This window comes from Candidatus Pseudothioglobus sp. uisw_142, from assembly GCF_059512465.1.
Map to the genome: position 1 here is coordinate 52,774 of NZ_CM183452.1, position 20,094 is coordinate 72,867.

The following is a 20,094-nucleotide window of genomic DNA, read 5'->3' on the forward strand; positions in this document are numbered from 1 at the left end:
TTAAATTCAAACTCAATTATGATTTGCCTTGTGTATAATTACGCGATTTGGCCATATAGCTCAGTTGGTAGAGCAAGGGACTGAAAATCCCTGTGTCCCTAGTTCAATTCTAGGTGTGGCCACCATATTTAAAGCCGAATTAGACCAAAGTTTAATTCGGCTTTTTTATAACTTACTATCTAGCTTGAAGCGCGAGTTTTCCAAAAGAATAATGCTGCTAAAATTAGAGCTGGTATCATTCCCATTGGGTCAAATTTAGCTGCTCCAGTTGATATATGTAATACCTGAACTGCAACGAGACCAAGGTTAATGTATACACCAAAGATCATTCCAACTTTCATTAGGTTGTCTCCAACCCAGCTTGGTGCCATCCATGAGAACAATCCTAGAGCAAATAATGGAACCGCTAAGATTTGTCCAAAAGAAACCATGTTAGGTGTTAAAGTCCAGCCAGGCCCTTGAGCAGCCATCTCAGGCGCTACCCAAAATAATGCAGCATAGAGCCAGACAAAGATTGCTTGTGCTTTAAATAAATTTGATAAAGTCATTCCTTACTCCTAAAGTTATTAAAGTTTTTATAGATCAGCCCTAATGAGCTAATTGATATTATAAGCCTTAATAATAATGATTCCTATTAAATCAAATGACAACTTTTAGTGGAGTTGGGTTGGGTTAATAAAGTCCTGTTTTGAGGGCTGAAGGGTTTCTTGAATAAATAAAACGCCAATTCTAACGAACTCAACGATCTCATAAAAATCCTCAGTATTATCATCAGTGTCCAGAAGGTCTGCATCAAGCTGAGATATTTCACTGATATCTTTAATCATCTCTGTTACCTCGTCATCAGAGGTCTCTACTGAGCTAAGGCCGAGACCCACTAGGTATCCTTGGCACCATTCAATCAGTGTATTTGCCTGCTCTCTGAGAGGCGAGTTATCGTCTGCAATCACAGGCCAAAAGTTGAGCGTTGGGTCGGCAAGTTGCTCACTGGTGTTGTTGAATATCTCGGCTAGTACCTGGTGCGCTTCCTTTTCAAGGAGGTTGTTAAGATCAATGCTCACTAAGATTTCATTGAGCCATTCATTCAGATGGATGTCTTGTTTGACACAATAAAAGCCGCATAGTAGGCCGTGCGCAGATGAGATCGTATCGTCGGTGTTGAGTTTATGAAGTGCATCTTTTGCAAGATCATAATTAATGGACTGGCTCATGATTTAAAAAGCTCCAGCAAGTATTTCCATAACAGCCATGCGGACTGCAATGCCGTTGGTGACCTGTTGAAGTATCACCGATTGAGGTCCATCAGCAACATTAGAGCTCAGCTCTATGCCTCTATTAACGGGTCCAGGATGCATCACAATTGCATCAGGTTTAGCAAGCTTCAATCTTTCATTTGTAAGGCCAAAACCTTCAAAATAGGTCTGCTCATCAGGAATATCTGCGGCAATCATTCTCTCTTTTTGTAGCCTCAAAGAGATAATAACATCAGCCCCTTCGATGCCCTGATCCAGATTATCAAAGCGCTCTAACCCTGGAGTCTCTTCTTTGTAATGAAGCGTCTCTGGAGCAATCAAACGAATATCTGTTATTCCCAAAGTTTTCATGGCTTGTATTAAGGATCGTGCAACGCGAGAGTGCCTGATATCACCAACAATGGCGACCGATAGATTATCAAACATCTTCTTGTGTTGACGAATTGTGAGGACGTCTAATAGCGCCTGGGTTGGGTGTGCATTGATGCCGTCACCCGCGTTGATGATGGACACGCCCTTTATATTTTCAGCTACATGATGCGGCATCCCGTTTTGCTTGTGCCTGATGACAAACATATCAATTTGCATCGCTTTAAGCGTATGCATTGTATCCATCAAGGTTTCATTTTTCTTGGTCGCCGAGTTCGCCAGGTCTACGTTTATTGTTTTGGCACTGGTTCTCTTTCCAGCAATCTCAAAGGTGTTTCGTGTTCGTGTTGAGGGCTCAAAGAAGAGGTTGGCAACCGACATATCTCTCAAGATTTTAGTTTTTTGAAGGTTGCCTTTTTTATCTATAAGATCATCAGCAACATCGAGTATTTTTTCAATTTGATTTTTGGGAAGGCCTTCTAGCCCTAATAGATGTGATAATCTTCCATTCGAGTTGAGCTGTGCATCGTTGCTAATCGTGTGTGGTTTCATTGAGCCAAGTCTGCAAAATTAGTTCTGCTGATCGCTTATCTACATCAGCCCTATCAGCGTTTTTATGAGCGTAGTGCCATTTTAGTTGGTTTTTTGCTTCTGAAGAGGATAAATATTCATCGATAAAAAAGACAGGAGTGTTAAAGCGCTGTTCGAGTTTTTTTCCAAATGATTTTGCGATGAAAGTCATTTCCTGGTCTTGATTGCTCTTATCAAGTGGAAGTCCAACGATGAATCCATCTGGATTATGCTGACTGATAAGGCCCTCAAGATCTTTCCAGTTTGTTGAACCATCCTTGTTGTGAATGACAGTGTCAATTCCATTCGCCTGGGTGGTTAGGCTATTTGCAATAGCAACGCCTGTTCGTTTCGTGCCAACATCAAAGCCAAGATAGGTTTTGATGGTCATTGGAGTTGTTGAAATAGTTCGTATCCAACGTAGCCATCTGCAACAAAGCCGATATCTGATTGGAATTTTCTGGTGGCCTGCCTGGTCTTGGGTCCAGCCATTCCATCAGGTGTGCCGGTGTCATAGCCCAAAAGATTAAGAGTGTTTTGAATCTGCATCACATCTTCTCTACTCAGAAGCGGCTCGTCCAGTGGTCTTGCAGAGAGTCTTCCAGCACCGTTCAGTCTGTCTGATAAGTAGGCTACAGAGAGTGCGTAGAGGATTGAGCGGTTCCAGCCCATGATCACTTCAAAATTTCTGTAGACCAAAAAAGCAGGGCCTTTGTGACCCATCGGAACAATTAAAGAGGCCTTAAAATTTGATTTTGGAAGGGCTGATCTATTCCCTTTAAGAACCCCAAGTGCTGCCCATTCATTAACCGTCTTTTCAACATTTAAGCCAGTTAATCGGTAGTCAAAGTTTTTAGGGATTAAAGCTTCACGACCCCATTTTTCTCCTTTTTTCCAGCCAAGCTCACTGAGAAAGTTTGCAGCACTTGCGTAGATATCTTCCTTGTTTTTCCATAGGTCAACCTTACCATCATTGTTGGCATCAACGCCATAAGCAATGACATTGGACGGCATGAACTGAACAGCACCCATTGCCCCTGCCCATGAGCCAGTCGCATCAATTGGGATGGTTTTTTTATCCATTAGTTTTAGTGCGGCAATTAGCTCTCTTGTGAAGAATTTTGAGCGCCTTGGATCATAGGCTAGAGTTGCTAAAGATTGAATAAGCCTCTCGTTACCCATGTAGTTTCCATAATTACTCTCAAGGCCCATGAAGGCTACAATGAGATGTGCTGGGACGCCATATTTTTGCGAGGCTTTGTTGAGTAATGTGGCATTTTTATTTAATGTATCATTGCCATTATTGAGCCGGGTTTTGCTGACTCTTTTGTTGACATAGCGCCAAAAATTTTGAGTAAACTCAGCTTGAGATTTATCAGAATCAATAATTTCAGGCTTTGGCTCTACTAGGCCCAAGAAGGCCTTGTCAAGGGTTGCTTTTGAGACGCCCTGTTCGGTTGCAGATTTGCGAACCTGATCAAGAAAGTCTTCAAAAGACTGTGAATTTGCAAAAACGCTTGTTGTTAGAAAAACAAGACAAAAAAATCTTAAAAACATATGTAAATTATAATGAGACAATACCACCTTATTTTAATTAATCTAAATCAAGATGTCGACCTATAAGCCATTAGCTGAAAAATTAAGACCTTCAGATCTAAATGATTTTATTGGGCAGCGCCACTTACTTGATACTGACAAGCCAATTGGCAAAGCATTGAGTGACAAGCAGCTTCACTCTATGATTTTGTGGGGGCCTTCGGGCGTAGGCAAGACGACCCTAGCAAGAATTATCTGCGCTCAGATGGGGGCACATTTTGAGCAGATGTCAGCTGTCTTGGACGGCATTAAAGAGCTTAGAAATGTTATTAAGCACGCTCAACTCTATAAGCAAAATGATACAAGCACGATACTATTTGTAGACGAGATCCATCGATTCAATAAAGCGCAGCAGGATGCTTTTTTGCCTCACATTGAGTCGGGGCTGATTACTTTAATTGGAGCAACGACTGAGAACCCCTCTTTTGAAATTAACTCCTCAGTGCTATCAAGGGCAAGAGTCTATATCTTAAATAAGCTAAGTAGCAAGGAGCTTGAAAGTATTGCCATCAGAGCTATAACTGACCAAGCCATTATTCTTGAGAATGATGGCTCCTTGTCTCTTATTATCGATAGTAGTGATGGCGATGCGCGCAGACTCATCAATATTATTGAGCAGTTAACGCATAAATCTAATCACGCGTTAAGCAAAAAAGATATTGTCAAAACGCTCCAAAGTAAAGTCAGCAGTTTTGATAAAGGCGGTGATATTTATTATGAGCAGCTTTCAGCCTTTCACAAGTCAGTCAGAGGATCCTCCCCAGACGGCGCTCTTTATTGGATGGCTAGGATGATTGTTTCAGGCTGCGACCCAAAAGTTATTGCGAGGAGGCTCCTCGCAATAGCCTCTGAAGATATTGGCAACGCTGATCCAAGGGCGCTTCAAATCACGGTGAATGCGTGGGATGTTTATGAGCGCTTGGGGGACAAGGAAGGGAACCGTGCGATTGCCCAGGCGGCGGTATTTTGTGCGTGCGCACCAAAATCAAATGCGGTTTATACCGCCTTTAATGAGGCCATCGCAGGGGCAAAAGAAACCAATGACCTAGATGTTCCTATCCATCTTAGAAATGCAAGCACAAAGCTCATGGAAGAGCTTGGACATGGAAAGGGTTATCGTTATGCGCATCACGAGCTCAATGCTTATAGCAAGGGGCAGACTTATTTCCCAGAAGAGATGGGAGAAAAAATCTATTATGAGCCCACTGATAGAGGCCTAGAGATTAAAATTAAAGAAAAATTAGATCAGCTTAGGTCAGATTTATGAGCACTTTTTCATCTATTGCGAGTATCGGTATAGGCGCCACAATTGGCGCTACCTGTCGATACTATATAGGCATTTTATCCATTCAATATCTTGGGAGCGGTATCCCTTACGGAACCCTAATTTCTAATATCATTGGATCATTTCTTGCAGGCATTTTAATTGTACTTGTCTTAGAAAAACTCTACCTGAGTGAAACCTATCGCTTGATGCTTCTTGTCGGCCTTGCGGGCTCTCTAACAACGATGTCAGCGCTTTCTATTGAGTCCGTTGAGATGCTTGGCGCCGGAGATTACTCACAAGCACTGATCAATATCTTATTAAATTTAAGCCTCTCACTTCTGGCCGCAAGTCTGGGAGTCATGCTTGCAAAATATGGATTTAATCTAGCGCAGGGATAACCTATTTTCAACTTCATCCAAAAGCATCGCTGATATATTGAGACCAAACTGTTTGTCGAGTTCACGAATACAGGTCGGGCTGGTCACGTTAATTTCAGTAATATAATCACCAATGACATCAAGACCAACAAACATCAGCTCTTTTTCAATTAGCATTGGCGCGATCTGTGAGCATAGGTAGCGATCCCTCTCAGACAAGGGCTGACCAACTCCCTTAGCTCCAGCGGCTAAGTTTCCTTTAAAGCTTCCCTCTGCAGGAAGCCTTGCTAGTGCATAGTCAACAGGCTTACCATTGATTAAAAGGATGCGTTTATCACCCTTTTTTATTTCTGGCAAAAATTCTTGCGCCATAATATAGCGACTTTGACTATTAGTGATCTTTTGAAGCACATCTTCAATATTATGATCTCCCTGTGAGAGTTTGTATATATCAGTTCCCCCCATGCCATCAAGCGGTTTGACGACCACAGTTTTTATCTCATTAATAAAGGTATTTAGTTTTTCAATATTTGAGCTAACAAGGGTTTTTGGAATGCATTCTGGAAAATTAAGGGCAAATAGTTTTTCGTTTGCATCCCTCAAAGAGCTTGGTTTATTGACCACCAGGACGCTTTCTGATTCTAGTTGCTCTAAAAGATAAGTTGCATAAATATAATCCATATCGAAAGGAGGGTCTTTGCGCATGAATACAGCATCAAGCGAGCTTAGTGAAAGGGGCTGAGTGTCTTCACGGGAATGCCAGTCTGACTTAGAATCATTCACCAATGTTTTTCTTGAATCGGCAATAACCTTGCCATCTGAGTAATACATGTCTGAGCTGTCAAAGGTGTAGATTTCCCAATGGCGCGCCTGCGCCTCAAGCATCATTGCAAAAGTAGAGTCTTTGTGGGGCTTAATGCTGGAAATATCGTCCATCAATACGCCGAGTCTAATTGGCTTCATCGACATATTATAATGCAATCAGTTTTAATAATAATACGCATGGTGGCCAAATTATGTTGAATTAGCGAGGTTTTGGGCGTATAATTTCGCCTCTTTAGTGCGGGGTGGAGCAGCATGGTAGCTCGTCGGGCTCATAACCCGAAGGTCATAGGTTCAAATCCTATCCCCGCTACCAATTTAGACCCCCTCTTTTGGGGGTTTTTATTAGGAGTTTTTTGTGGCTAAGATAGCGGATAAAGTGCTTTCAATAATTAACCCAAGTATTAAAGACTTGGGCTATGAGCTGCTAGGTATTGAATATGTCCCTAGCGGAAAGCACTCTATATTGAGGCTTTATATAGACTCAGAGGATGGCATTGGTGTTGATGATTGTGAGATTGTATCGCGCCAAGTAAGTGCAATAATGGATGTTGAGGACCCGATTACTGGGCAGTATAATCTTGAAGTGTCTTCACCTGGCATTGAGAGACCTCTTTTTGTGGTCGCACATTACATGCGTTTTTTAGGGCATGACGTACGATTGAGAACATTCAGGCCGATAGAAGGAAGAAGAAATTTTACTGGTGCCATTGGAAGCGTGAGTGAAAAAAGTAATTCACTAGAATTAGTGACAGAGCTTGGCCCTGTTACTTTAGATATAGATTTAATTGAAAAAGCAAATTTAGTTGCTCATTTTTAGGAGAAGCCCATGGATGGCAAAGAGTTATTTTTAATGATTGAGGCAATCTCAAATGAAAAGAATATCACAAAAGAGGATGTTCTTGAGTCATTAGAAGAGGCCTTAGCAGTTGCAACAAAGAAGCGCAACAACATTGAGGTTCGTGTAGAGGTCGACAGGCATACAGGTGAATTTAAAACCTTTAGGCAGTGGCAAGTCATCGAAGATGGCGAGGAGTTTGTTGATGATGATGGAAACATGTTTGATTCAGAGCTTCACATTTACCAAGCTGATGCTAATGGACTAGATATTGACGCTTTTGTTGAAGAGCCAATGGAATCTCTCGAGTTTGGCAGAATTGCAGCGCAAGTTGCTAAGCAGGTTATTATCCAAAAGGTTCGCGAGGCTGAAAGAACGGTTGTCGTTGATAACTACTCTCAGCGTGTGGGAGAGGTTGTGATGGTCACTGTCAAAAGAGTAGACCGAGGTAATGTATACGTCGATATGGGCGGAATTGATGGCATGGTTTCAAAATATGACCTCATCCCAAATGAGTCAATTAGAAAGAATGATCGTTTGAGAGCTTATATCAAAGAGGTGAAATCGACGCCGCGCGGTGCTCAAATTTTCCTAAGCAGAACTGTAAACGACATGATGATTCAGTTGTTTGAAATGGAAGTTCCTGAAATTAGTGAGGGCGTTATAGAGATTAAAGCAGGGGCAAGAGATCCAGGCCTTCGTTCAAAGTTAGCAGTTAAAGCAAAAGACAAGCGAATTGACCCAATTGGCTCATGCATCGGAATGAGGGGCGCTCGCGTTCAGGCTGTTTCAAATGAGCTTAATGGTGAAAGGGTTGATATTATTCTTTGGGACGAAGATCCTGCACAGTTTGTGATCAATGCAATGGCGCCTGCAGAGGTAAGTTCAATTGTCGTTGATGAGGATAAGGGCTCTATGGACATTGCAGTTGAAGAAGACCAGTTGGCACTTGCCATTGGAAGAGGTGGTCAAAATATCAAGCTTGCTAGCAAATTAACGGGCTGGAAGCTGAATGTCATGTCACTGAGTGATGCGGACGAATTACAAGCCAAAGAGCTTCAGAAAACTGGAGAGAAGCTTGCTGAAAAACTAGGCGTTGATGCTGAAGTTGCAGGCGTATTAATAGATGAAGGCTACACCAATCTTGATGAGATTGCTGAGGCGGAATCAGAAATTCTATCGAAGATTGAAGAATTCGATTCTGAGATGGTTGATGAGCTTCAAGAAAGAGCCCAAGATGCCCAGTTGGTTAAGGCATTAAATGATGCAGAAGCATCAGAAGTTTTACTAGGCGTTGAGGGTGTTGATGATGCATTAGCGCAAGCTCTAGTAGACGCTGAAATTAGCACTGTGGATGAGTTAGCTGAACTTTCAATCGTCGAATTATTGGACATTCAAGATATTGGAAATGATACTGCTTCAGCTGTTATCATGGCAGCCAGAGAAAAAGAAGGCTGGTTTGACTAATTGACAGGATTGATATTTAGTACAAATAACTGAAATAAATAGGTAGAAATATAATATGGCACACACTGTAGAAAGTTTATCAAAATTACTCAAGAAGTCACCTGATCAAGTTATTTCTATCTTGTCAGGTGCAGGTATTTCTGGAAAGACAGCAGAGTCAAATATTTCTGCAGAAGAGAGACAGATTTTAATGTCAAGTTTGAGTAAACGCTCAGCAACAAAATCAAGTATCTCGGTTACAAGAAAAACTACAAAGCCAGCTGCAAGCTCATCAACAGGCGGCGTTAAAATTCAGGTTAAAAAGAAGCGTGAAGTGCCACAAACTGCTCAATCTAATGGGGTGGATGATGCTGCAATATTACAGGCTAAAGAGGCTTTGGAGGCAGGAAGGCTTGCTGAACAAAAAGATGAGGAGCATGATGCAAAGCGAAATGATATGGTGCGTCAGCAAAAAGTAATGAATGAAGAGATACAGGCTCAAAAAACTCAAAAAGAATTGACTGAGAAGGAACAGCAAGCGAAAAAAGATAAAGAAAAGCTTGAAGCTGACAAAGCTCAAGACAAAAAGAAGGGCCCAAAGAGGCATAGATCAGCATCAGATTCAGCACCAAAGCGTAAAGAGCTTCATGTTGCAAAGCATAATCCTAATAGGAAGCTTAAGAAAAAAGAAAGAACACAGATTTCCCAAAAAGTTCAGGACGAGCAGGCGCAGCATGGTTTTCACAAACCTGTTGAGCCAATCAAACATGAGGTTTTAATCCCTGAGACTATCAAAATATCTGAGCTAGCACTTAAGATGACAACGAAGGCTGGAGAGGTCTTAAAGGTAATGATGGGGATGGGCGTTATGGCAACGCTTAACGATGTTATTGATCAAGATACAGCAATGCTGGTTGTAGAAGAGATGGGACACACTCCAATTGCAAGTAGTGAGGAAACAGTTGAAGATACGCTTATCCAGGAAACTAGCACAGATTCAGAATCTGCTCCAAGGCCACCTGTTGTTACAATCATGGGCCATGTTGACCATGGAAAAACATCACTCCTTGACTACATTCGCAAGTCCAAAGTTACTTCAGTTGAGGCAGGCGGTATTACTCAGCACATTGGCGCCTATCAAGTTGAACAAAAAGAGAGTTTGATTACTTTTATCGATACTCCAGGTCACGCCGCGTTTTCAAAGATGAGACATAGAGGCGCATCTGCGACTGATATTGTTATTCTCGTTGTTGCCGCGGATGATGGCGTTATGCCTCAGACCATTGAGTCTATCAAGCATGCGAAAGATTCAAATGTGCCAATCATAGTTGCTATTAATAAAATTGATAAAGAAGGTTCTGATATTGATAAGATAAAACAAGTCTTATCCACTCATGATGTTATTGCAGATGAGTGGGGCGGTGACGTCTTAATGGTTGGAGTTTCGGCGCATACAGGCGAAGGTATTGATGAGCTTCTTGAGAGCATTACCTTGACAGCTGAAATGTCTGAGATCAGTGCAGTTATTGACAAGCCAGCCAGCGGTGTTGTTCTAGAAGCCCGTTTAGATAAGGGACGAGGAAAAGTAACGACTGTTCTGATTCAGTCGGGTACCCTTAAAAAAGGTGATATCGTTATTGCAGGCCTTGAGTTCGGAAAGGTCAAACAAATTATTGATGATAATGGTAAGCCGATTAATAAGGCGGGACCATCTTCACCCGTTGAGATTTTAGGTCTTTCGGGAGTGCCAGACTCTGGTGCAGAGGTTCTAGTTGTCGAAAGTGAAAGAAAAGCTAGAGAAGTTGCAGAGTTCAGAAAAACAAAGGATCGCGAGACTAAACTCCAGAAGCAGCAAGCTGAAAAAATGGATAACTTCTTCTCAAAAATGGAAGAAGGAGAGGTCTCTACAGTTAATGTATTAATTAAATCAGACGTAAGGGGTTCAGCCCAGGCTCTAGTTGAAGCTTTAGAGGAGCTTTCAACTGATGAAGTTAAAGTTAAGGTTGTCTCTTCAGGTGTTGGTGCAATCAATAACACTGATATTTCATTAGCAAGTGCCTCCGAAGCAATAGTCCTTGGCTTTAACGTCAGAGCGGACGCAGTGGCCAGAAAAACAGCAGATACCGAGGGCGTCAGGGTCGAATATTACAGTATTATTTATAACCTGATTGATGACATTAAGGCAATTATGGGCGGAATGCTAAGTCCAGAGTTGAGCGAAAATATTATCGGAATAGCAGGCGTGAAAGATGTATTTAGATCGCCTAAGTTTGGTGATATTGCTGGTTGTATGGTGGAAGAGGGCGTAGTAAGGAAAGATAGTCCAATTCGTGTTTTACGAGAGAGTGTCGTGATTTATGAAGGCGAACTAGAGTCACTAAGGCGCTTCAAAGATGATGTAAAAGAGGTGAAATCTGGAACTGAGTGCGGTATTGGTGTCCTTAACTATACCGATGTCCAGCCTGGCGACCAGATAGAGGTCTTCGAGCGAATTGAACGAGCACGTTCACTCTAAGAGGTATAGTGTAAATGCCGCAGCAAGCTAGCTTTAGAGCGGAAAGGGTTAATGAGTTGATTAAGCGTGAGCTCGTTCTGTTGCTGTCAACTGGGACTAAAGATCCAAGACTTAAAGATGTGATTATTACAGATGTCATTGTCAGTCGTGACTTGACAAGCGCTAAAGTTTTTTTCTCTGTTGATGATGAATCTCATAATGATGTCAGTCATCTACTTAACAAGGCTAGTGGTTTTTTTAGGTCATCTCTATCCAAAGCACTTGACCTTAGGCATACGCCATCGCTGAATTTTATTTACGATACTGCTCCAAATACGGGTGCTAGAATGGATGACCTTCTAAATAAGCTTTAAATCATTGAATCGTGTCTAGACGCAATAAAAAAGGTAGAGACATTAACGGAGTTTTGCTTTTAGATAAAGCGAGTGGTTGTAGCTCTAATTCAGCCTTGCAAGATGTGAAATACCTATTTAATGCCAATAAAGCAGGCCACACTGGAAGCCTTGATCCGTTGGCGAGCGGGCTTCTTCCGATTTGTTTTGGCGAGGCAACAAAGATTGCACAGTTTTTACTCGATGGAGATAAGCGCTATTTTGTTAGGGGTAAATTAGGTCAAGTCAGTAACACTGGTGACTCTGAGGGAGAGCTGTCTGAGTATGGCTCAATTAAAGATGTTGACGATACCACTATCAAAAGCACACTGCTCAATCTTATTGGTAACATAAAGCAAATACCACCAATGTACTCTGCTCTTAAGAGAGAAGGGACACCTCTATATAAACTTGCTAGAAAGGGTATCGAAGTTGAAAGAGAAGCAAGAGAAGTCAGTATTCATGAAATCCTTTTTAAGGATTTTGATGCAGATATATTAACTCTTGAAGTGTCATGTTCAAAGGGCACCTATATTAGAACACTAATCGAGGATATTGGTAAATTATTAGGCTGTGGCGGCTATGTGATTGAGCTTAGGAGGATCGGGTTTGCTCACTTTGATATTGCCCAGGGAAAAACGTTTGAAGAGCTGGAGACACTCAAAGCAGATAACTTATCTAATTTAGATCCTGTTCTGATTGGAGCAGATAAAATGCTCCCAGCTTTAAATAGTATTTATTTAAATTTGGAGCAGTCAATTGACATTAAGTTTGGAAGAAAAATAACTTTTACGGGCTTAGACAGTGATCAAAAAGTTAAGCTTTATGATGAGAAAAAAGAATTTATTGGAATTGGTCAAAGCAACGACTTATCCGAGGTTTTACCAAAAAGGCTTTTTATAAATTAGTTAGAATTAAAATATGAACAAGATGAAAGTTTTAATTATTGGCTCTGGAGGAAGAGAGCATGCGATAGCTTGGCAGTGTGCTCAATTTGATGAAGTTGCGCAAGTATTTGTAGCTCCAGGTAATGCAGGCTCAGCATTAGAAAATAAAATTTCCAATATTCAGATTGACTCTGAAGACATTTCAGGACTCATTAAATTTGCACAGAGTGAGTCGATCGATATTACGATTGTTGGACCAGAGGCCCCACTTGTAATTGGGATTGTTGATGAGTTTCAAGATAAAGGCCTTCCAATATTTGGTCCGTCCAAGCTCGCCTCTCAGCTAGAAGGCTCTAAAGCATTTTGCAAGGATTTTTTAGCTAGAAATAAGATACCTACTGCTTACTATGAGGTTTTTACTAAAACTTTACCAGCCATTGAGTATGTAAAAGAAAAGGGCTTACCAATTGTCATTAAGGCGGATGGATTAGCTGCTGGTAAGGGCGTCATTATTGCAAATACACTTAGTGAAGCGACTCATGCAATTAACGACATGCTTGATGGTAACCGATTTGGAGAGGCAGGATCAAGGGTTGTTGTAGAGGAGTTTTTAAGAGGCGAAGAGGCAAGTTTTATTGTTATGGTGGATGGCAATAATATACTTCCGATGGCAACATCTCAAGACCATAAAGCTCGTGATAATGGCGACAAAGGCCCTAATACTGGAGGCATGGGCGCCTACTCCTGCACCAGTTGTAAGCGAGTCGGTATTTAAAGATGTTATGGAAAATGTTATCAAGCCAACAGTTAGCGCGATGAAAAAAGAGGGTATGCCCTACACTGGTTTTTTGTATGCAGGACTTATGATTGATCATAATGAAAAGGTCAAAGTACTTGAGTATAACTGCCGGTTTGGAGATCCAGAGACCCAACCAATCATGATGCGACTGAAAACTAATCTTGCGCAATTATGTATGGCTGCAACTCAAGGTAATTTAGAACTAGAGTCGGCTGATTGGGATGAAAAAACTGCTTTGGGGGTTGTGATGGCGGCTAATGGTTATCCAAATTCTTATCAGAAGGATGAGGTTATCACCATACCTGAAGCTTCATCTGAGTCCAAAGTTTTTCATGCCGGTACAAAGCTAGAGGATGGTAATATTCTAAGTAATGGCGGGCGCGTTTTATGTGCAACATCTCTTGGATTGAATCTAGAAGAGGCTCAAGAAAAAGCATACAACCTGGTCAAAATGGTTAACTGGGATGGGAGTTATTACCGCACAGATATTGGATTTAAGGGTCTATAAGTGAGTTCATTATGATTATCATTGGCGTTGATGAGGCTGGAAGAGGTCCGCTGGTTGGAAGTGTCGTGGCCGCCGCTGTTGCTTTTCCTCCTAGATTCCAAATCGATGGCCTTACTGATTCAAAGAAACTGTCTGAAAAAAAACGTGAAGTCCTATATGAACAAATTACAAAAAAGTGTTATTGGGCTTCAGCTGAATCAAGCAGCATCGAGATAGATGAGATCAATATATTGCAGGCTACTATGATGGCCATGAAAAGAGCAGTTAATGCATTACAGCATCAACTCATAAGTCAAGCCCAAGTGCAAGGTTTCAAAGTCCTTGTTGACGGAAACAGATGTCCAGATGTTGAAAATTGTGAATCGATTATTAAGGGTGATTTAATTGAGCCAGTGATATCAGCGGCCTCAATCATTGCCAAGGTGACAAGAGATAGACAAATGAATGAGCTCGATCAGGTTTATCCTGAATACGGGTTTTCTAAGCACAAAGGTTATGGTACAAGAGAACATTTGGAGGCTTTGGAGAAACACGGCCCTATAGACGGTCAACACCGATTTACATTTTCCCCTATAACAAAATTAATCAGAACCTAGTTCGAATAGTTGTTGTGTTAATTCGTTTTGTATTAACTCTTGTTCAGCCAACTTATCTTCAAGTTCAGCCCTTTTCATGGCCACTTCTTTTTTCTTGTTGTCTTTTTCAACTTCTTTAGCAGGCCTTACTAAAAGATAATTAAAAAGCTTAACAACTTTCTTTACATTCTTTGCTTTACTGGCAATATTAGTTGCATGCTCCGCCTCTCTTTTAGTAACAGAGCCCATTAAGTAAACTACTTTTCTTTCTGTACGAACTGAAACATGACTCGGGTGAAAAACCTCTTGATTAAGAAAAAGGGTTTCAATTTGTACAGTAATCACACCATCTTTAGCCCTATCAATATAGCTGCTTTTAGGCATAACCTCAACCTCATTCATGAGTTGACTTATTTTGGCAGATTTACTTTTAACAATGCTCTCAAGGTAGTCTTTTGCATTGTCATCTGGGGCTTCTCCAGTCATCAATACTGCTTGATTGAAGACATTAAAATTAATATGTGCATCCTCCAGCATTGGGTCTTTTGCAACAATATTTCCTAAGTCTATAAAAAGCGTTTTGTCATCTAGTATCTCGCCCATTGTCCTTCGATCATTAGACATAGTTGCAACAGTTGTTACAGCAGCAGCACCCTGAACTATAGGAGCACATGAGCTTAAGATTGAAGAAGTGATCATTATTGTGCACAAGATAATAATTTTTTTCATTGTTGCTCCTTATTCCCTAATTGATAAAGTGAAATAAATTCTTTGGTATGTATTTTAAAGCAGATTCATAGCTTTATCACTCAAAGAGAGAGATAAATTTAAATTCTAGTTATTACTAATAAAGCATAATACTTAAAAGAATAATTATTAAAAAAACATCATATGTCTGGAAAGCTTTATATTGTCGCTACCCCAATTGGAAACCTAGGCGATATTACCATTAGAGCAGTTGATATCCTTAAAAGTGTAGACCTCGTTTTGGCTGAGGACACTCGGCACAGTAAAAAACTATTTTCTCACTATGAAATTGATACCCCTTTGAAGGCATTTCATGAGCATAATGAGAAGAAAAAGACTGAAAAAATCATTGATGAGATTGCTGCTGGAAAATCGATAGCAATGATTAGTGATGCAGGAACGCCGCTTATCAGTGATCCTGGTTATTATCTAGTCACACAGGCTAAAAAAGTTAGCATCAAGGTAGTTCCAATTCCTGGGCCAAGTGCCCTCATAACAGCTTTATCCTCTTCAGGACTGGCCAGTAACAGCTTTACATTTTTTGGCTTTCTTCCATCAAAGCCAGTAGCTAGATTAAAGCTCCTTCAAACAAAAATAAACCTAGATGAAACCATCATATTCTATGAGTCACCAAAGCGAATCTTATCCACATTAGAGGATATGCTTGTGGTTTTTGGGGAGAGTCGTGAGGTGTGTCTTGCAAAGGAGTTGACAAAATCTTTTGAAACAATTCTGACAGATAGATTGCCAAGTTTAATTGAGTATCTTGATGCAGATATTAGCCATCAAAAGGGTGAATTTGTGATTTTAATTTCTGCTGCTGATAAAATAGATTTAATTGAGTCTGAGCGTCAGCTCGATAAAATATTGCCTATCCTGTGTTCTGAAATGGGGGCCTCAAAGGCTGCTAAGTTAGCAGCCAAGATTACTGGCATTGATAAAAAACATTGTTATAAAAGAGCTTCAGCATTATGAATAATTTTTACAAGCGACACATTTTTTTCTGCAACAACATTCGCACCGATGGCAAGCAGTGCTGCTCTCAGAGTGGTGCGAAAGAAATGTATCGTTATGCCAAGGATAAGTGCCGTGCCAATGCATCACTAGGTGAAGGACGCTTTGGGGTTAGTGAGTCACGCTGTCTTGGACGGTGTGAAAATGGTCCTGTGGTAGTTGTATATCCGGATAATGTTTGGTATCAGTATATTGACGAGGAGGACATTGACGAGATTCTTGAGTCCCATCTTGAGGGCGGTAGTATAGTTGACCGTTTACTGATTAAGTAATATTGTTATTTCAGTCTTGATATCGCTTCAACAATGTAAGGATTTAAGTTAGTGGCTATAATCTCAACTCCCTTAACATTCGGGTGCTTATAATCAGAAAGCAACAAACCTTTTTCTAGTGCAACACCTTCCAACAAGAAAGGCATAAAGATTAGGTTATGCTTTTTTGATAGTTCTGGATAAATGCTATCAAATGCGGATTGATAATCTGGGCCCATGCTCTCAGGAGAAAGCATTCCAGCTAATATTACAATGGCATTATTTTTTTTGAATTTAGTAATTATTACATCAAGGTTATTATTAGTGAGAGCTGGATTAAGGCCTCTCAACATATCGTTAGCGCCTAAACATAAAATCACTATATTTGGCTTATCACCAAGGGACCAGTCAACTCTTGCTAGGCCATTCTTAGAGGTATTTCCAGAAATACTAGCATTTATGAATGTTAACGAAGGATTACTTTCTTTAAAATTTCTTGTCAGTTCGGAAGCTAAATTCTCATTTTGAGGTAATCCATATCCAGCCATTAGGCTGTCACCATAGAGCATCACTTTCAATGAATTTTCTGCATATACATTTGATATAAAAAATATTAACAGTAATCCAATAAATACTGATCTAAGGCTATTTTTTTTTGAGATAATCATGCGCTGAATTTTATATTAGATTGAATAATGAGTGCAGCGATACAGTTCAATAATGTTTCATTAAGTTATGGCGTAAAAGATGATGCTGTAGAAGTTTTAAAAGGGATTGATTTCTCAGTAGATAGTGAGGAGGTTATTTCTATAGTTGGGCCAAGTGGCTCTGGAAAGACTTCAATTATTATGCTTGCCTCAGGCCTAGAGACTGCCTCCAAGGGGTCAATTAAAATTAATAATCAGGAAATTGTTGGACTGAAGGAAAGTGAATTATCAGAGGTTCGAAGAAAAAATATTGGTATTGTATTTCAGTCCTTCTATTTAATTCCAAATCTGACAGCTGTTGAGAATGTCCTATTATCTCTTGAAGCTAATCAACAATATAATCTTGAAAAAAATGCAGAGACACTGCTTGGAGAATTTGGACTGTCCCATAGACTGCATCATCTCCCTAGTGAGCTCTCTGGTGGCGAACAACAAAGAGTCGCCATTGCCAGAGCTTTAATTAATAAACCAAAAATTATTCTAGCGGATGAGCCTACTGGTAATCTTGATACAGTGAACTCGGATAGCATGATGGATTTACTCTTTGACTATACAAAAAAAAGCCAAACCTCATTAGTCATGGTCACACATGACAACTCAATAGCGAATCGATGTGACCGCATCATTGAAATTAAGGATGGTCAGATTGTTTGATATTCAGCAATTCAAATTAATCAATAAGTACGCTCTCAGAGACTTCTCAAGAAGCTATAAAAAATTATGGGTTATTACCTCAACTCTTTTTGTTAGTTTACTGCTGCTTTCATTAACTTTTTCAGTTAAGGAGGCCTTAAATACTGAAATAGCAAGCAACGCTAAGGAGCTTTTGGGGGGTGATATACAGATTGACAGTGATATTGAACCGTTGCCTCCTAAGGTTATTGATCAGTTTAATGCTCTTGGTAAAGTAAGTGCCGCTATTGAGTTTGCAACGATGCTTTCAAAGGAGGGCGAGTCTCCAGTATTTACTGAGCTAAGGGCAGTTGACAATAACTACCCACTTTATGGCGAGATTGAAACTATTCCTGAGGAGATGGCTAATATCATTTTCTCTTCTTCACTAAAGCCACATGTTCTAATCAATGAAAGCATCCAAAACCTTCTAAATGTTGGCCCAGGTGACGACTTAACAATAATGGGTCAAAAATTTGAAGTTGCTGGACTTGTCTCCTCAGTACCAGACCTAGCAGAAAGTGCTGTTTTTGGAGAATTTGCGATTATCAGTATGGATAGTTATGAGCAATTTGGGCTTAGCTCAGGAGGTAGTTTTCTTGACCATAAGTATAGAATTAAATTTAATAATTCAAGTCAGACCCAAGAACCAGAAACCATAGTTAACTCCATTATTGCCTATGACGATACAATCAAAACTCGACTTCCTGGGCAGAGTGGACGTCGACTTAGCAGTGTGATAGACAACTTTTCAAACTTTTTAAACTTGGTCTCTGTAAGCGCAATGGTGATTGCAGGTATTGGCATTAGTAATACACTCTTATCATTCGTAAATCAAAATAATACTAGCATAGCGGTCAAAAAATCGATTGGATTTCCGTCAAGTTTTATTCAAACAATGTATTTTTATGAAATCATATTGATTCTATTATCGACCTCGATTGTTGCCTACTTACTGGGAGTCTTTAGTCCATTGTTGGCGAACGAGCTTTTGCCCAAGTCTCTTGGTATTGATCTGCAGCCAACCTTTAGCTTAGTTGGATATCTTAACATCCTATTCATTGGACTCTTGGTTGTATTAATTTTCTCTATTCCCTCGCTGTATTCCATTAGTGAAATTAAGGCGGCCTCATTATTTCGGAATTCTTTTAATCCTGTAAGCTTAAATTTCTCAGTTAAAAATATTCTCTTATTAGGTGTTTTGGTAGTTATTTTAACTACCTATTTTGTTAATCAAACTGACCAGAAGCTTTATACAGTTTTTTACTTCGTAGCTTTTTTTACAACCATGCTGATTTTTTATGGCGTATCAAAATTATTAATGATATTTATTAAGCGCTTTCATAAATTTTCAAATAACAGCTATAGGATAGCCTATAGAAATATTGTTGCTAAAAAATCACTAGCACCAATTATGACAATCTCTTTAGGAATAGGGTTAACTCTATTATTAACCTTAAGTTTTGTTGCTAACAACTTAAAAAAAGAAATTTCAGATAGCATTCCATCTATGGCACCAGACTTATTTTTTGTGAGCATTGATAAAGATATTCAAGGGGATCTCCAGTCATTTATTGAAGGAGTTGACCCAAATGCAGAGCTTGAATTTAGTCCAATGGCGAGCGCATCATTTATCTCATTAAATGATATACCTATTGAGGAGATTGTTTCTAGGAGTAACAGGTCCGCTTGGGTTGTTAGGGGTGATAGGAGAATTTCTTGGTCTGAAAAGCCAAAGCCAGACAATCCTATTGTTGAGGGAGAGTGGTGGGAGCCAGGGAATGAGAGCGAGATGTTTATATCAATGGACAGTCGGGCTGCATATGACCTTGGGATGAATATTAATGACGAGATAGTACTCAATATACTAGGTCGAGATGTGACTGGCACTATAAAGAACTTTAGAGAGGTTGATTATCGGGACATATCCATTAATTTTGCCATCATCATCAATAAAGCTTTTGCAAACAAACTTCCTCATGAGTTTGTTGGAACATTAAAGACCGAGTTGCCATCTGGTGATGTTTTGGCAATGGTTGTTGAAAAATTTCCAAATGTATCTGCTATAAAGATTGATAGAATCCTATCACAAGTTAGTGATGTGTTAAATAAAATATTCATAGCAGTGACTGCAATATCACTCATAGTTATTGTTATTGGGTTAATTGTTATTGTGAGTGCAGTTTTGGTGCAAACAACATTCAGGCGCTATAACAATTTGATCTACAAAATATTGGGGGTAGACTTTCCAACAATCCTAAAGGCAATGACAATGGAATTTGCTGTCATCTATGGCACTTTAATATTTTTTGCTACCTCTGTTGCAGTTATAAGTTCTTACTTAGTTGTAGAGAATGCTTTGCAGCTGACTTGGCAATTTGATTTTGGGCTGACCCTTTGGATATTATTATCAACTGCATTGACATCATTTATACTAATCCTTCTGGCTAATCGAAGTATATTTAACCCCAAGGTTTATCCGCTCATTCGAAATGAGTAATTCTTTTTAG

20 protein-coding genes, 2 tRNA genes and 1 pseudogene are annotated in these 20,094 nt (G+C 39.9%); 15 read left to right on the forward strand and 8 right to left on the reverse strand.

Going from position 1 to position 20,094, the window contains the following annotated elements; all coding sequences use genetic code 11:
- Positions 1-49: 49 nt before the first annotated feature.
- A tRNA-Phe gene (locus AC5YGB_RS00255) sits at positions 50-125 on the forward strand.
- Positions 126-179: 54 nt separating this feature from the next.
- Here the strand turns inward: AC5YGB_RS00255 and AC5YGB_RS00260 are convergent.
- From AC5YGB_RS00260 to AC5YGB_RS00280, 5 genes are all read right to left on the reverse strand, one after another.
- Entirely contained in the window at positions 180-548 is a 369-nt protein-coding gene (locus AC5YGB_RS00260) for a hypothetical protein (RefSeq protein ID WP_496137352.1), read from the reverse strand.
- Between the two features lie 105 nt (positions 549-653).
- Positions 654-1,211 carry a UPF0149 family protein gene (locus AC5YGB_RS00265; RefSeq protein ID WP_496137353.1) on the reverse strand — a complete coding sequence of 186 codons (558 nt, stop codon included), beginning with the start codon at positions 1,209-1,211 and terminating at the stop codon, positions 654-656.
- 3 nt (positions 1,212-1,214) lie between these two features.
- Entirely contained in the window at positions 1,215-2,174 is a 960-nt protein-coding gene (locus AC5YGB_RS00270) for an aspartate carbamoyltransferase catalytic subunit (RefSeq protein ID WP_496137354.1), read from the reverse strand.
- Complete coding sequence (gene ruvX / locus AC5YGB_RS00275; RefSeq protein ID WP_496137355.1) at positions 2,155-2,583, reverse strand: Holliday junction resolvase RuvX; 429 nt, start codon at positions 2,581-2,583, stop codon at positions 2,155-2,157. Before ruvX ends, AC5YGB_RS00270 begins: the two co-directional genes overlap by 20 nt.
- The gene (locus tag AC5YGB_RS00280; RefSeq protein ID WP_496137356.1) at positions 2,580-3,749 is read right to left on the reverse strand and encodes a lytic murein transglycosylase; all 1,170 of its coding nucleotides are present in this window, start codon (positions 3,747-3,749) and stop codon (positions 2,580-2,582) included. The genes ruvX and AC5YGB_RS00280 overlap by 4 nt, the downstream gene beginning before the upstream one ends.
- 52 nt (positions 3,750-3,801) lie before the next feature.
- Here AC5YGB_RS00280 and AC5YGB_RS00285 point away from each other — a divergent pair, with 52 nt between their 5' ends.
- Positions 3,802-5,055: an AAA family ATPase gene (locus AC5YGB_RS00285; RefSeq protein ID WP_496137357.1), complete on the forward strand. Its 1,254-nt coding sequence runs from the start codon at positions 3,802-3,804 to the stop codon at positions 5,053-5,055.
- Complete coding sequence (gene crcB / locus AC5YGB_RS00290; protein ID WP_496137358.1) at positions 5,052-5,453, forward strand: fluoride efflux transporter CrcB; 402 nt, start codon at positions 5,052-5,054, stop codon at positions 5,451-5,453. Before AC5YGB_RS00285 ends, crcB begins: the two co-directional genes overlap by 4 nt.
- On the opposite strand, the gene gshB is transcribed toward crcB, so the two are convergent.
- Positions 5,439-6,395 (reverse strand): glutathione synthase, encoded by a 957-nt coding sequence (gshB, locus tag AC5YGB_RS00295; protein ID WP_496137359.1) that lies wholly within the window; start codon positions 6,393-6,395, stop codon positions 5,439-5,441. The genes crcB and gshB overlap by 15 nt on opposite strands.
- A 98-nt stretch (positions 6,396-6,493) precedes the next feature.
- Here gshB and AC5YGB_RS00300 point away from each other — a divergent pair.
- The 8 genes and pseudogenes from AC5YGB_RS00300 to rnhB all read left to right on the forward strand — a co-directional run bounded on the left by AC5YGB_RS00300 (position 6,494) and on the right by rnhB (position 14,214).
- A tRNA-Met gene (locus AC5YGB_RS00300) sits at positions 6,494-6,570 on the forward strand.
- 42 nt (positions 6,571-6,612) lie between these two features.
- A complete protein-coding gene (gene rimP / locus AC5YGB_RS00305) occupies positions 6,613-7,074 on the forward strand; it encodes a ribosome maturation factor RimP (protein WP_496137360.1) in 462 nt (153 codons plus the stop codon).
- A 9-nt stretch (positions 7,075-7,083) separates the two neighbouring features.
- Entirely contained in the window at positions 7,084-8,559 is a 1,476-nt protein-coding gene (gene nusA, locus AC5YGB_RS00310; RefSeq protein WP_496137361.1) for a transcription termination factor NusA, read from the forward strand.
- Positions 8,560-8,614: 55 nt separating this feature from the next.
- Complete coding sequence (gene infB, locus AC5YGB_RS00315) at positions 8,615-11,053, forward strand: translation initiation factor IF-2 (RefSeq protein WP_496137362.1); 2,439 nt, start codon at positions 8,615-8,617, stop codon at positions 11,051-11,053.
- Positions 11,054-11,067: 14 nt separating this feature from the next.
- A complete protein-coding gene (rbfA, locus tag AC5YGB_RS00320; protein WP_053820711.1) occupies positions 11,068-11,406 on the forward strand; it encodes a 30S ribosome-binding factor RbfA in 339 nt (112 codons plus the stop codon).
- Between the two features lie 11 nt (positions 11,407-11,417).
- The gene (truB, locus tag AC5YGB_RS00325; protein ID WP_496137363.1) at positions 11,418-12,332 is read left to right on the forward strand and encodes a tRNA pseudouridine(55) synthase TruB; all 915 of its coding nucleotides are present in this window, start codon (positions 11,418-11,420) and stop codon (positions 12,330-12,332) included.
- A gap of 22 nt (positions 12,333-12,354) precedes the next feature.
- Positions 12,355-13,618: pseudogene (purD, locus tag AC5YGB_RS00330) on the forward strand (phosphoribosylamine--glycine ligase).
- Between the two features lie 11 nt (positions 13,619-13,629).
- Complete coding sequence (gene rnhB / locus AC5YGB_RS00335) at positions 13,630-14,214, forward strand: ribonuclease HII (RefSeq protein WP_496137364.1); 585 nt, start codon at positions 13,630-13,632, stop codon at positions 14,212-14,214.
- Here the strand turns inward: rnhB and AC5YGB_RS00340 are convergent.
- Positions 14,200-14,922, reverse strand: a complete 723-nt coding sequence (locus AC5YGB_RS00340; RefSeq protein ID WP_496137365.1) for a BON domain-containing protein — start codon at positions 14,920-14,922, stop codon at positions 14,200-14,202. The two genes, rnhB and AC5YGB_RS00340, sit on opposite strands and share 15 nt — an antisense overlap.
- Positions 14,923-15,084: 162 nt before the next feature.
- Here AC5YGB_RS00340 and rsmI point away from each other — a divergent pair, with 162 nt between their 5' ends.
- Positions 15,085-15,915 carry a 16S rRNA (cytidine(1402)-2'-O)-methyltransferase gene (gene rsmI / locus AC5YGB_RS00345; protein WP_496137366.1) on the forward strand — a complete coding sequence of 277 codons (831 nt, stop codon included), beginning with the start codon at positions 15,085-15,087 and terminating at the stop codon, positions 15,913-15,915.
- Positions 15,912-16,226: a (2Fe-2S) ferredoxin domain-containing protein gene (locus AC5YGB_RS00350; protein WP_271549475.1), complete on the forward strand. Its 315-nt coding sequence runs from the start codon at positions 15,912-15,914 to the stop codon at positions 16,224-16,226. The genes rsmI and AC5YGB_RS00350 overlap by 4 nt, the downstream gene beginning before the upstream one ends.
- 5 nt (positions 16,227-16,231) lie before the next feature.
- On the opposite strand, the gene AC5YGB_RS00355 is transcribed toward AC5YGB_RS00350, so the two are convergent.
- Entirely contained in the window at positions 16,232-16,873 is a 642-nt protein-coding gene (locus tag AC5YGB_RS00355; protein ID WP_496137367.1) for a GDSL-type esterase/lipase family protein, read from the reverse strand.
- 27 nt (positions 16,874-16,900) lie between these two features.
- Between AC5YGB_RS00355 and AC5YGB_RS00360 the strand changes: the two genes are divergently transcribed.
- Together AC5YGB_RS00360 and AC5YGB_RS00365 are read left to right on the forward strand one after the other, a co-directional pair.
- Positions 16,901-17,566, forward strand: coding sequence for an ABC transporter ATP-binding protein (locus AC5YGB_RS00360; protein WP_020027928.1), 666 nt, complete (start codon positions 16,901-16,903; stop codon positions 17,564-17,566).
- The gene (locus AC5YGB_RS00365; RefSeq protein WP_496138030.1) at positions 17,550-20,084 is read left to right on the forward strand and encodes an FtsX-like permease family protein; all 2,535 of its coding nucleotides are present in this window, start codon (positions 17,550-17,552) and stop codon (positions 20,082-20,084) included. The genes AC5YGB_RS00360 and AC5YGB_RS00365 overlap by 17 nt, the downstream gene beginning before the upstream one ends.
- Positions 20,085-20,094: the final 10 nt, after the last annotated feature.